At 60.6% G+C, this 12334-nt stretch carries 10 protein-coding genes; 3 read left to right on the forward strand and 7 right to left on the reverse strand.

Annotated features, from left to right (window positions below; all coding sequences use genetic code 11):
- The coding region (locus BLQ98_RS11305) for a transposase (RefSeq protein ID WP_208596055.1) at nucleotides 1-276 on the reverse strand (276 nt) is incomplete at its 3' end.
- 529 nt (nucleotides 277-805) lie between these two features.
- Here BLQ98_RS11305 and lepA point away from each other — a divergent pair.
- Nucleotides 806-2605 (forward strand): translation elongation factor 4, encoded by a 1800-nt coding sequence (gene lepA, locus BLQ98_RS11315; protein ID WP_093733429.1) that lies wholly within the window; start codon nucleotides 806-808, stop codon nucleotides 2603-2605.
- 50 nt (nucleotides 2606-2655) lie between these two features.
- Here lepA and BLQ98_RS11320 read toward each other — a convergent pair whose 3' ends face one another.
- Genes BLQ98_RS11320 through BLQ98_RS11345 form a run of 6 tightly spaced genes read right to left on the reverse strand, consistent with a single transcriptional unit; the run spans nucleotide 2656 to nucleotide 8641 of the window.
- Entirely contained in the window at nucleotides 2656-3405 is a 750-nt protein-coding gene (locus BLQ98_RS11320) for a polysaccharide deacetylase family protein (protein WP_093733430.1), read from the reverse strand.
- Nucleotides 3402-4541 (reverse strand): glycosyltransferase family protein, encoded by a 1140-nt coding sequence (locus BLQ98_RS11325; RefSeq protein ID WP_093733431.1) that lies wholly within the window; start codon nucleotides 4539-4541, stop codon nucleotides 3402-3404. The genes BLQ98_RS11320 and BLQ98_RS11325 overlap by 4 nt, the downstream gene beginning before the upstream one ends.
- Nucleotides 4538-5119, reverse strand: a complete 582-nt coding sequence (locus BLQ98_RS11330; RefSeq protein ID WP_093733432.1) for a histidine phosphatase family protein — start codon at nucleotides 5117-5119, stop codon at nucleotides 4538-4540. Before BLQ98_RS11330 ends, BLQ98_RS11325 begins: the two co-directional genes overlap by 4 nt.
- The gene (locus tag BLQ98_RS11335) at nucleotides 5116-6192 is read right to left on the reverse strand and encodes a glycosyltransferase family 4 protein (protein WP_335754870.1); all 1077 of its coding nucleotides are present in this window, start codon (nucleotides 6190-6192) and stop codon (nucleotides 5116-5118) included. The genes BLQ98_RS11330 and BLQ98_RS11335 overlap by 4 nt, the downstream gene beginning before the upstream one ends.
- A complete protein-coding gene (locus BLQ98_RS11340; protein ID WP_093733433.1) occupies nucleotides 6192-7439 on the reverse strand; it encodes a glycosyltransferase family 4 protein in 1248 nt (415 codons plus the stop codon). The genes BLQ98_RS11335 and BLQ98_RS11340 overlap by 1 nt, the downstream gene beginning before the upstream one ends.
- A complete protein-coding gene (locus BLQ98_RS11345) occupies nucleotides 7436-8641 on the reverse strand; it encodes a glycosyltransferase family protein (RefSeq protein ID WP_093733434.1) in 1206 nt (401 codons plus the stop codon). The genes BLQ98_RS11340 and BLQ98_RS11345 overlap by 4 nt, the downstream gene beginning before the upstream one ends.
- Nucleotides 8642-9052: 411 nt before the next feature.
- Between BLQ98_RS11345 and BLQ98_RS11350 the strand changes: the two genes are divergently transcribed.
- Together BLQ98_RS11350 and BLQ98_RS11355 are read left to right on the forward strand one after the other, a co-directional pair.
- Complete coding sequence (locus BLQ98_RS11350; RefSeq protein WP_093733435.1) at nucleotides 9053-11485, forward strand: mechanosensitive ion channel family protein; 2433 nt, start codon at nucleotides 9053-9055, stop codon at nucleotides 11483-11485.
- Between the two features lie 78 nt (nucleotides 11486-11563).
- On the forward strand, nucleotides 11564-12334 hold the full coding sequence (locus tag BLQ98_RS11355; protein WP_093733436.1) for an MBL fold metallo-hydrolase: 771 nt from the start codon (nucleotides 11564-11566) through the stop codon (nucleotides 12332-12334).

A 12334-nucleotide genomic window follows, 5' to 3' on the forward strand; every position in this document is an offset into this window, starting at 1 on the left:
AATCTGCCGAGAGGGCCGGTCCCGTGGCACAGCGATAGGCAGTTCGCCGTCTTGCCCCTTCAATCTCTTGGCGGATGACCCGTTGCGACGGTTGGTCTGATCAGGCGGGGCATCCTTGCCGTCTTCATAGCCCAAATGTGACGTCAACTCAGCACCGAGCATTCGCTCCATCAGCTTGATCTTGAGCTCTTTCATTAGACCGGCATCGCCAAGCAGATCTTCAGGCCGCTCGCAGCCCTTCAGTAGTTCGTCCAGCAGTTCCTTGGATATGGTCATCGTCCTTGCTCCTCTCAGGAAGCATGGACCAGATCGCAATTACACAGAAGATCGGACACTCTCCAAAGTTCAGCTGGCCGTAAACGTCCCAGACGGGACCTTCTTGGGCCTGAGCCAACGCGGGAAGCGATGCCAAGCCAAGAGCTGCAACGGTCACTGTGCCAAGCGAGTGTTTCATCTTCATCTCAAAATTCCTTATTCGCCCTATCTGCGAGGGTGCAGATCATTTGAGAAGGTTCCTCTAACAGGAGGCTCCGATGGGTGGAACTGTAAGGCGGCCATACTAAATGGCTGTGTTGCATCCTTGCGTAGGGCGAGGGTACCGCGCGCCTCCTTGCTACATTGGCTCGAACGACGGTATGCGGATTTTGCATGCCAGATGCCCGCGAAAAAATCGCATCTCCCCTTTGACAGTCGCGATCAGAATGCAGGTAAATCCGCCCATGCGTCCATGACGCCCCAAGGATCAACGGGAACAGGCGATCCAGCCCATTGACCAGCGCATGAATCCGCACCATATCGTTGATCCATGATACCACTTTCACATATCCGCAATTTCTCCATCGTCGCCCACATCGATCATGGTAAATCCACGCTCGCCGATCGCCTGATCCAAGAGACGAACACCGTTTCCCTGCGCGATATGAAGGCGCAGATGCTCGATTCGATGGATATCGAGCGCGAGCGCGGGATCACGATCAAGGCCCAGACGGTGCGGATCAATTACACGGCCAAAAATGGCGAGGAATATATCCTCAATCTGATCGACACCCCCGGTCACGTCGATTTCGCCTACGAGGTTTCGCGGTCCATGCGCGCGGTCGAAGGGTCGCTGCTGGTTGTCGATAGTACCCAAGGCGTAGAGGCGCAGACGCTTGCCAACGTGTATCACGCGATTGACGCGGATCATGACATCGTGCCGGTCCTGAACAAGATCGACCTGCCCGCGTCGGACTGCGACCGTGTTGCCGAGCAGATCGAAGACGTGATCGGCATCGATGCCTCCGAAGCGATACGTGTTTCGGCCAAGACAGGTCAGGGCATTGTCGAAACGCTTGAAGCCATCGTGCACAAGCTGCCCGCGCCTACCGGCACGCAAGACGCGCCGCTGAAAGCGATGCTGGTCGATTCATGGTACGACAGTTATCTGGGCGTGATTGTTCTGGTGCGCATTATGGATGGTCAGCTGAAAAAGGGCGACCGCATCCGCATGATGCAGAACGGGTCGGTGCACCACGTTGACCGCATCGGCGTTTTCCGCCCCGCCATGACCGAGATCGACAGCCTCAATCCGGGTGAAATCGGTTTTCTGACCGCGTCGATCAAACAGGTGCGCGACACGCGGGTCGGCGATACGATCACGCACGAGAAAAAAGGCACCGAGAGCCCGCTGCCGGGCTTTAAACCGGCGCAGCCCGTGGTGTTCTGTGGTCTGTTCCCCGTGGACGCCGCCGAATTCGAAGACCTGCGCGACAGCATCGAAAAGCTGGCGCTGAACGACGCGTCCTTCAGCTTCGAGATGGAAACATCTGCCGCTCTTGGTTTCGGCTTCCGCTGTGGTTTCCTCGGCTTGCTGCACCTCGAGGTGATCCGCGACCGGATCGAGCGCGAGTATGACATCGATCTGATCACAACCGCGCCATCGGTTATCTATGACATCCACATGAAAGACGGCACGGTCGAGCAGTTGCACAACCCCGCTGACATGCCCGACCTGACTTTTGTCGATCACATCGAAGAGCCGCGGATCAAGGCGACGATCCTTGTGCCTGACGACTACCTTGGCGACGTGTTAAAGCTCTGTCAGGACCGCCGCGGGATGCAGATGGACCTGACCTATGCGGGCAGCCGCGCCATGGTGGTCTATGACCTGCCGTTGAACGAAGTCGTCTTTGACTTTTATGACCGGCTGAAATCGGTCACCAAGGGCTATGCCTCGTTCGACTATCAGATGATTGGCTACCGCGAGGATGCGTTGGTCAAGATGTCTATTCTGGTGAACGACGAACCGGTTGATGCGCTCAGCACCATGGTGCACCGCGACCGCGCCGAAATGCGGGGCCGTGCGATGGTTGAAAAGCTCAAGGATTTGATTCCGCGCCACATGTTCAAGATCCCTATTCAGGCGGCCATCGGCGGCAAGGTGATCGCGCGCGAAACCCTAAGCGCGATGCGCAAGGATGTGACCGCGAAATGCTACGGCGGCGACGCCTCGCGCAAACGCAAACTGCTGGACAAGCAGAAGGCGGGTAAGAAAAAGATGCGCCAGTTCGGCAAGGTCGATATTCCTCAGGAAGCGTTCATTTCCGCGCTCAAGATGGACAACTAAGGCAAGTCATTCAAAAGGGGGCGCATTAAGCGCCCCCTTTTTTCGAACGATTAGGGCAGGCTACGCATATCCGCTGGCACCGCCCCACCGTCCAGCAGCCGCGCCAGAAAGGCGTGGGTGAACCCCCAGATATCTTCGTCATGCACCAAGTGGTGGGTCAGAAACCCCAGCGGTTCCTGTGGGTCGGCCAGGCCGTTGCGGCGGTCCTGAAGCAGCTTGGTGATATCTGCGATCAGCGTGTCCGGCGGGACAAGGCTGCGTGTGCCGCGCCAGTAAATCGGGTCGATATGGGTATTGATCTGCACCAGCCCGCTGGCGGCGATCCGGTCTTTGCGTGGCAGATAGGTCGATACCCCGACATAGCCCGCCTGCGCCAGAACCGGCAGCAACCCGTCGTCCAACCTATTCCACGGCGGCACAAAGACCGGCAGCAGGTCGTCGCGAAACAGGCTTTGCATCCGGTCCAACCCTTGGGTCAGCTCGAGCGCCGCATCAGGGCGGGGGTGGCCGAACTCTGCCTTTTTCGCCCCTTCGGGCGCGTGGCTGATATGCTGCCAGCCGTGAACCAGCGGTCGGACCAGCGGGCGCTCTTGGCAAAGCTGTGCCAGCGCGGGGTCTGCATGCTTCGGGATCACGGCGATATGCACGGGGAGTGAGAGGTCACCGGCCATTGTCGCCAGACGGTCCAACGCGGGCGTCGGCGCAATGGCATCATCGTCACGCCACCAAAGTGGCAGGGTCAGCCCCTGCGCGCGCCACACAGCAAGCTCGGTGTCTAGACGGGACCAATCTACTGTCATGGCGCTGTCTTTCTGAGGGTTTCCGTCAAAGTGACGGTCATCGCTGCCCCGTCAAACCCGTCGGTCTGTGCAGGGCGAGGCGCATCGGCCAGTACCGTGTGCAAGGTGGACAGCAACGCATCAGGCGTCAAGGCGGCACTGCGCAGCACCTCGATTCCCGGTAGCACGGCGAGAGCATCGGCCCGAAGCCCTTGTTCAACTTCATTGCCTGCATCAAAGGGCACAAACACGGCGCGCACCCCGCTTTGCAGCACGTCCAGTGCGGTGTTGTACCCGCACAGCGACACCGAAGCGGCGGCGTGATGCAGCATCTGCCGGAACTCGGGGCGGGCGGGTTCGATCATGACATTCGGGGGGGCATTCTGCATCAGTTCGGCGCTGCGCCGCGCAGCGTCCTGACCACCCAGCAGCAAGCGCCATACCCTATCCGGATCGCGCGCCGCAGCCGCAAGGCAGGTGTTAAAGACATGCGCCCCCACGTCGCCACCACCGGCGCTGACGATGATCTCACCTGCACCCAGCTGGTCGGGGTGGGGGCTGGCGGCGGGCGGTGCAACGAAGCCGGTATAGTGCAGTTTGTCCTGCAACGCGGGTGACACCGGCCAGCTGAGCGACAGCGGTGTGACGTCGCCGTCTGCGTGCACCAGCACCGCGTCATAGTATTGCGCGATCAGGTCATCTGCCAGCCGCGCCTTGGCGGGTTTCGACGGCGGGGCGAGGATATCCCGAACCGAGGCACAGATCAGGGGCCGCACGCGCAGCGCCTGTGCAGCGTCAAGCAGGGCGACGAATTCTGCCTTGAGCGTGCGGCGGCCAAAGGGGAACAGCTCTGTTATCAGAAGATCCGGCTGCGAAGACTTGATATGTGTCACCAGCATCTCGCGTCGTGCCGTCATGACCGCGTCCGAGGCGACGTCCCCGCGATCATCCAGCAACCGCGCGAAATCCACCCCGTCGGACCGCAGGGGCGGCAATTGCACCACGTCAACGCCGTCCCTGTTCAACTGCGGGGCAGGCATCCCGCCCGAGACGACCTGCACATCATGCCCCGCCGCCCCATAGGCACGGCCTAGGGTCAGGGCGCGAGCCAGATGGCCGGTGCCCAACAGGTGGGTGACGATGATGCTAACCTTCATAAACGTGGCTCCAGTCGGGTCGGGTCGGGCAGGGCGGACCAGCCGTTCGGTGAAATCTTTAGAAGATATAAGCGGTTGCGCTTGACCTGAAAGGGGGCGGGGCCGTCAAAATCCCAGCCGATCGCATGGGCCAGCAGTACGCGCATGACACCGATATGGCAGACGGCGACGGTATCGCGGTTCAGGTTGTTCGCCCAAGGGATCAGCCGTGTACGCAGGCTATCGGGGCTTTCGCCGTCCGGCGGGGTATAGTGCCAGCCCCAATCCTCAATGTCGCGAAATCCACTGGCCGGGTCTGCCTTCAGGTCGGTGCCGTGCAACCCTTCCCATTGGCCCCAGTTCATCTCCATCAGGGCAAAGGACGTCTTGGGCGTGCGCCCTGCGACAAGTCGGGCGGTTTCTACCGCGCGGGCCAAGGGGCTTGATGCCAGATCGGCGCGGTCCCAAGGCGCGGGTAGCTGTTGCGCGGCCAGTTGCGCACGCGCCTCGTCGTCCAGGGGGATATCTGTGCGCCCCTGAATACGGCCGGCGCGGTTCCACGCCGTATGGCCGTGGCGCAACAGAGCTAGGTGGATCACGGGTGCACCCCGCAGTCGGCCAGCCCCGCCAGCAAGGTCGCCGTCGCCGAGGGTAATAAATGCTGGCCGGCGACAAAGGCGCGTGCGGCAGTGCTGCGCTGCTGGCGCATCGCGTCATCTGTCAGCAGCGCGGTGATCTGGGATGCCAGCGGCGCTTCCCCGTCCTGAGGCGCGGGATAGGCGGCAGGGGCCAGTACATCGCGCACGCCGGGGCGGTCTTGGGCCACGACGGGCAGACCCGCAGCTTGCGCCTCAAGATAGGCCAGCCCGAAGGCTTCGTTCACACCGGGCCAGAACAAGAGCGTGGCCTGTTGATAGGCCTGTGCCATCGCCGCCGCATCAAGCTGGCCCAGAAACCGGACCGCGTTGCCAAAGGGGGCCATCAACATCGCGACCTCTGCGCGGGCGGGGCCGTCGCCTGCGATGTCCAAACGCCAAGTATCGGGGGGAAGCAGCGCCAGCGTGTCGGCAATGATTTGGTAAGAGGCGCGCTTGTCGCCTCCGCGCAGCATGCCGACGGCCAGCATGGGGCCGTTCAGCGTCGAGGGCGGTGGCAAGGCTTCTTGTGCCAAAAACGGGCGCAGATGGACGAGGCGTTGGTCCGGCGTCTGGTCGCGGCGCAGCGTTTCGGCATCCCGGTGGGTCAGATAGAAGATCACATCCGCCGCGTCACTAGCGGCCTCTGCGGCTTGGGCAAAACCGGCCCAAGGACCGGCCAGACGTTTGCGCGCGCGACTGGATTCGACAAGTAAATAGGGTATGCCCAAGGCCCGTGTGACAGCGGGGCCAATGAGGTCAGGTGCCTTGTAGTAATTATGATAGGTGATCCACGCCTGCCAGCCCTCGGCACGACCACGGGCGATTGCGTTTATGATTTCGGTCTGTGCGGCGTCAATGAGGTCGCGTTGAACTGCGCTGTCGCCTGCGCCGTCGCGGCTGCGCAGGGTGCTGGCCATCGCAACTGTAGCGCCGCCACCGTTCAACGCCGCGATCAACCCCCGTGCCATCGCACGATCCCCCGACGGCACAGGATGATCCGGCGACTTTAACGGAGCGTAGAACGCGAGCTGCATCAGCCGACCTGTGCCAGCATCGCGTTCAGCCGTTTGTGCAACTGACGGATGCCCGGGGCCATGGTGAATTCGGCGTGCAGCCGGTCGTGGGCCGCCTCGGCCAGTCGCGGGCCAAGCGCAGGGTCATCGGCGAAACGCCGCATTGCATCAGCCAGCGCGGCGGGGGCGTCATCGCTGAGTATACCGGTGGTGCCGCTGGTGATAAATTCAGGTATGGCGGATACGGGCGTGCTGAGCATGGGGAGCTTCTGGCTTGCGGCTTCCATCAATACGTTGGGCAGGCCGTCACGGTCGCCGTCTTTGGCAATACGCGACGGCAGCACGAACAGGTCGGCGACCCGCATGGCGTCGATCACCTCTGGCTGGTCGCAGGCTCCGCGCCACATAATGCGGTCGTTGATTCCATGCGCCTCTGACCGCGCTTTCATCGTATCTGACAGGTCACCGCCGCCGATGTGGGTCCAGTGCCAGTCAAAGCTTTCTGGCAGCAGCGCCAGCGCGTCGATCAGATTATCAAAGCCTTTTTTCTCGACCATGCGCCCGACGGACATCATCTGGAACGGATCGCTTTTGGCGCGCTGGACCCGTATTGGGGGTTTGGGAAAACGTGCAAGATCAAGCCCGTGATAGACCAGATCAATCCGGTCGGGATCGCCAGAGAGACTGCGCAGATGTTGCGCGTTGAAATCTGTGCAGGTGGCCCCGAAGGCGGCTCCGTGATTGGCGGGGTCAAGCTTTTCGCGCAGTTCCCACTCGGGCGAGGTCCAGATGTCCTTGGCGTGGGCAGAAAAGCTCCACGGCAGTCCGCGCAGGATCGCCGCGTATCGCGCAACAGACGAGGGCGTATGCAAGAAATGGGCATAGATGCCGCGGGTGTCGGCGGGTAGCTCATGTGCCATGACGCAGGCCTGCCCAAAGCGGCGACGGCGGTTAGGGGTATCGTCGCGTGCCAGATCCTGCTGAAAGACATCCCACGCGGCAGCGTAGCCAGGCATGGACTGCGCGGCGTCCTGCGCTGCGGCCACGCGTTCGGGATCGTCGCGCAGGTATTCGGGCAAGTAACGCACACGCGCCTTCAGCCGGTCGTGCAAGGGGTGGGTCTTGACATCGGTCGGGTGGCGCAAAGACCATATGTCAAACCGCAATCCCGCTTCTTCTAGCGCGACGAGCTCTTGCGCGATGAACGTCTCTGACAGGCGCGGCCAGCCTTTGACGACAATGGCGAGGGGGGCAGGGATATCGGTCATGCGGCACCATCCATCAAGGCGCGGCCCCGTTCGACAACCACGTCCAGCCCGTCCAACAGACCGTTCGCACCCGCCTGCGATGGTTTGTTCTGATGGGGCAGGTTGCGGATCGCGGCGATCATCGCTTGTGGCGTCATGCCGTCGCGGGTTTCATCAAGCATGCGGACCAACCCCAATTCTTCGGCACGGCTGGCACGGATCCATTGTTCCAGGCGCGGCACGGTGCGGGGCACGATCACGGCGCGTTTGTCAAAGGAAAGCACTTCGCAAAAGGTGTTATAACCGCCCATGCAAACCACGCCCTCGGCACCGACATACAATTGCTCAATCCGGCTATCAAAACCAAGCGCGGTTACGCGTCCACCCAGCTTGGCCACCCGCGCATCAAAGGCTTCGCGCACGTCGCCCGAAAGGAAAGGCCCATAGATCAGCTTGGCATTGGGGGTCAGGTCGGGGTCTTGCTCGTAGGCGTCCAGCACAAGCGACACCATCGCGGCCCCGTCACCACCCCCACCGGGGGTAATCAATACATAGGGCTCTTCGGCCGGGGGTGTTTCTTCGGGGGCTTCGCGGCGTAGATATCCTGTCCAGTGCATCCGGTCATGCGCCGCCTGTGACAGGGGCAAACCCTTAGTCGGATCATAGACGTCGTCCATGCCATAGACCCAGATTTCGTCATAGTATTTCTCTGCCGCTTCGACGGCACCTTTACGTTCCCATTCGGCGGCCAGTACATCCGGTTCGTCCAGAACGTCGCGCAGGCCAAGCACGACTTTGGTCGTGCCGTTTTCGCGCAGCCAGTCAAGGCCGGGCAGCAGCTCTCCGCGAAAGCCTGTGGGCTCTTTGTCGACGATCAGCAGGTCGGGGGTATATTCTTCAAGGGCCGTACGTATCAGGTTGGCCCGCAAAGAGGTAACCTGGTCGATATCAAGATGCAGCGACTGCGCCACATAGCTGCCGTCAACCAACTTGGTCACGCCGGGCAGACGGATGTGGTCGACCCCTTTGGGAAATGTAAACCGCCCTGCTACAGGCGATCCGGTCAGGATGATGGCGGAGGCGTCTTCGTCCCCATCCATCAACGCAGCGGCCAGTGCCCGCGAGCGGCGCAGGTGCCCCAACCCAAAAGTGTCGTGACTGTAAAAAAGGACCCGCCGCGCTGGTTTGCCGTTGCGGGTATTCTTCGAGACCGTCTGGCGCATGGGCCGATCCTAACTTGGTCAAATATTCTTGGCCGCGCCTATCAGTCGGGCGGCGAGAAAGCGTTTATTGTCGAAGGCAGGTGAACCCGTCCCGCCCGATGCACCCAGAAACCGAATACACTCACATCACCATGGTCTGCCGGCCGAACAGGCCAGTGAAAATACCTTAGGCATCTCTGGCGAACATGTCATGCATTTCAGCACCTTCCGCCATCGTCGACCCTGAGTGGGCTGCGAAAGCCGGCATTTGAACGGGGCAAGCCCACCAGAAGCTGCGGCGCCTGTCATGGTCGTCTTCCTTCGCGGTTCATTGTCAGGGGAACTAGGTGGGGCCGCGGGGTTCATATTGCAATGGTAACGGGGGTCGCATAGCGTTCTAATCCTGCTCTCCCACATCACGAGCGAGGACTTATGCGGCATTTTATCTTCACCCTGCTCGTGTCGCTTTGGTTCATACCCCTAGCTAACGCATCAATGGCGCAAGGGGTTCTATCCCTTTTGCCAAAAGCGCAAGAAAAAGCCGCCAGCGACACAGATACCGACGCCGCACGGCTGCAAGAGGTCATCAAACAGGCTGCCGAAAGCGGCGTGAGCGTGGTGGTCGTCGACAGCGCAGGCGGGCTGCTGAACCAGCCTGCGCCCGCCCGAACCGGCGAGGGTGCCCAGCCAGAGGACGCGCTGGCAACTGACGCCTCGCCGCTGATGCACCTGCAGGAACGGGGCAACCAGTTCCGCACCGCTTTGATCAAGCGCATCGTGCAATTGCCCGACGCGATCAACGAAGTCGTCTATATCCTGCGCGCCGCTAGCCCCGATGGCACGCTGTGGGCCTTTGGGAAGACGCTGCTGATTGCGCTCGCGCTTTTTGCTGTCGGGGTCGTGGTCGAGGTAGAGGTTTTTGGCAAACGGATCGCGCGCAGGTTTGTTACCGCCAAGGTTCAGGAGGCCCCCGTCGGCTATGCCGAAAAGATGCCGTTCCTGGTGTTTCGCTTTTTCATGGGTATCATCGGCGTGCTGGTGTCGATGCTGGTCGCCTATGTCCTCGGGGCGTTGTTGTTCGGCCCACTTGAAGATACCGCGATCCAGTTCACTGCGACGTTGATCAACATCGGCTATTTTGTCTGTCGCGTGGCGGCAGGGCTGTGGCGGATGATCCTGTCGCCGTTCCTGATGCAATACCGCATTCCGGTGTTCAGCGACCGCGATGCCAAACGCCTGCATCGCTGGCTGTGGATAATGGCCAGCCTAGACACTTGCGCGATCCTGTTCGGGATATGGATCGGAGAGCTGGGACTGAACTACGACGTCTACGCGTTCATTGCGTCGCTGATGTCAGCGGCAATTGTGGTCGCGAATATCCTGATGATCTGGGTCAACCGGCGGGCCATTTCAAACGCGCTTCGGCAGGGCAAACCCGCCTCGGAATGTAGCGCGGTTGGGCGCTTCATGTCGCGGGCCTGGGCCCCGCTGGTGGTGGCCTATGCGCTTTTCGCCTGGGTCGAACTGACCTATGATCTGGTGCTTGAAAACCCTAGCTCTGTGCCGCTTATCGCGGGGGCTTACGGTATCTTGGTGTCGATCATCGTAGTCTACGGCGTGATCAACTATGCCATTGAACGCGGCTTTGCACGCGCGCGGATGATGCGGCGCCTGAATGCGCTGCGCCGCGAGAAACAGGCCGGTATTTTGCCGGACGATGGCGATGCGATAGCCGCAGATATCACGGGCGCGGATGGCACGAATGCGCTAGATGCTGCCGCTGAACAGGCCGCATTGACACCGCGTCAGAGCCTGACCAGCTTCGAGAGTTTGGCCCGGCGGGTGGCCGGTATCCTCGCTTTTGTCAGCGGGGCTTACGCGTTTTTCTATATTTGGGACACCGAAGCCACCGTAATGGTCGAAAGCCACGCGGACAAGCTGCTCGACGTGATGGTAATTTTGTTTATCGGCTACGTCGTCTATCACGCCTTCCGCATCTGGATCGACAGCAAGATCGAGGCCGAAACCGCCGACCAGCCCGAGGCAGAGCTGGGAGACGAAGGCAGCGGGGCGTCCTCAGCCAGCCGGTTGGCCACGCTGCTGCCGCTGTTTCGCAACTTTGTCCTGATCGTCCTGATCGTGACCATTGCTCTGATCGTGTTGATGGAATTCGGGATCAACGTCGGCCCGTTGTTTGCAGGCGCGGGGATCGTCGGTGTTGCTGTCGGCTTTGGCAGTCAGGCGCTGGTGCGCGATATCTTTGCCGGTGCATTCTTTCTGTTCGATGACGCTTTTCGCAAGGGCGAATACCTCGACGTGGGCGGGGTGAAGGGCACGGTCGAAAAAATTTCGGTTCGGTCGTTCCAGCTGCGCCACCATCTGGGTGCATTACATACTATCCCCTTTGGCGAGCTACAGGTAATGACGAATTATAGCCGTGACTGGGTGATCATGAAGCTGCCCTTGCGTGTGACCTATGACACGGATGTCGAACGGGTTCGCAAGCTGATCAAAAAGCTCGGCATCGAACTGCTGGATGATCCGGTAATCGGAGATAACTTTATCCAGCCGCTCAAATCGCAGGGCGTCATCGAAATGCAGGACTCTGCGATGATTATCCGGGTCAAGTTTATGACCAAACCGGGGGATCAATGGCTGGTGCGCAAGAAGGTCTACGAGGAAATCCGCGCCCTGTTCGAACGCGAAGGCATCCGTTTTGCCCACCGCGAAGTCACCGTGCGTCTGGCAGATGGAAAGGTGCAGGACCTTAGCGATGAGGAACGCAACGCGGTGACCGCCGCAGCACAGGCATCGATGGAAGAAGAGGCAGAAGCAAGCCCCGTGCAAAGCGAGGACGACCGTTAGTCGCCTTTGACGCAGTTGTGACATTGAAACGGGCTCCGCTGGCGCTAGCATCTAGGCATCTGCAACAGGAGAGTTCCTATGAAACAGTCCAGACGCCAATTCCTCGCGACCACAGCTGCTACAGCCGGTGTTGTGACGCTACTGCCCTATGCCGCACAAGCCGCAGCCCACGGCGGCAACATGTTCCCCGTCAGTGGTGGCGAAGTCAAAGTTCACCCCGTCGACCACGCGTCCTTCGTGATGGAGACACCAGCCGGTGTGATCTATTGCGATCCCGTGGGCGATGTTGCGAACTACAGTGATTTTGCCACGCCCGATCTGATCCTGATCACCCACGAGCACGGGGATCACTACAATGCCGAAACGCTGGCCGGTATCGTTGGTGACAACACGCAGATCATTACCAACCCTGCCGTATTCGACATGCTGCCCGCCGCGCTTAAAGCCAAGGCGAACGCGCTGGCCAACGGCGAGAACGCGATGTTCAACGAAGTATCAATCGAGGCGATCCCTGCCTATAACACCACCGAAGAGCGCAAGCAGTTCCACCCGCAAGGCCGCGACAACGGCTACATCGTGAACCTCGCCGACTTCCGTGTCTATATTTCCGGCGATACAGAAGCGACGCCGGAGATGCTGGCGCTAGAGGATATCGATCTGGCGTTTGTTTGTATGAACCTGCCGTTTACCATGGACGCGACCTCGGCTGCAGCGGCAGTGTCGACGTTCAAACCCGCGTTCGTCTACCCCTATCACTACCGCGGGCGCGATGATGGCACGCAAGACCCCGCCGCCTTTGCCGCCATGGTCGGCGAAGGGATCGAAGTCAAAATGGGCGACTGGTATTAA

This window comes from Sulfitobacter litoralis (assembly GCF_900103185.1).
Lineage (GTDB): Bacteria > Pseudomonadota > Alphaproteobacteria > Rhodobacterales > Rhodobacteraceae > Sulfitobacter > Sulfitobacter litoralis.

Bases quoted from the DNA above. Each gene is read 5' to 3' on its own strand.
- lepA (WP_093733429.1), top strand. From the start codon at position 806: ATGATACCACTTTCACATATCCGCAATTTCTCCATCGTCGCCCACATC.
- BLQ98_RS11320 (WP_093733430.1), bottom strand. From the start codon at position 3,405: ATGACAGTAGATTGGTCCCGTCTAGACACCGAGCTTGCTGTGTGGCGC.
- BLQ98_RS11325 (WP_093733431.1), bottom strand. From the start codon at position 4,541: ATGAAGGTTAGCATCATCGTCACCCACCTGTTGGGCACCGGCCATCTG.
- BLQ98_RS11335 (WP_335754870.1), bottom strand. From the start codon at position 6,192: ATGCAGCTCGCGTTCTACGCTCCGTTAAAGTCGCCGGATCATCCTGTG.
- BLQ98_RS11340 (WP_093733433.1), bottom strand. From the start codon at position 7,439: ATGACCGATATCCCTGCCCCCCTCGCCATTGTCGTCAAAGGCTGGCCG.
- BLQ98_RS11345 (WP_093733434.1), bottom strand. From the start codon at position 8,641: ATGCGCCAGACGGTCTCGAAGAATACCCGCAACGGCAAACCAGCGCGG.
- BLQ98_RS11350 (WP_093733435.1), top strand. From the start codon at position 9,053: ATGCGGCATTTTATCTTCACCCTGCTCGTGTCGCTTTGGTTCATACCC.
- BLQ98_RS11355 (WP_093733436.1), top strand. From the start codon at position 11,564: ATGAAACAGTCCAGACGCCAATTCCTCGCGACCACAGCTGCTACAGCC.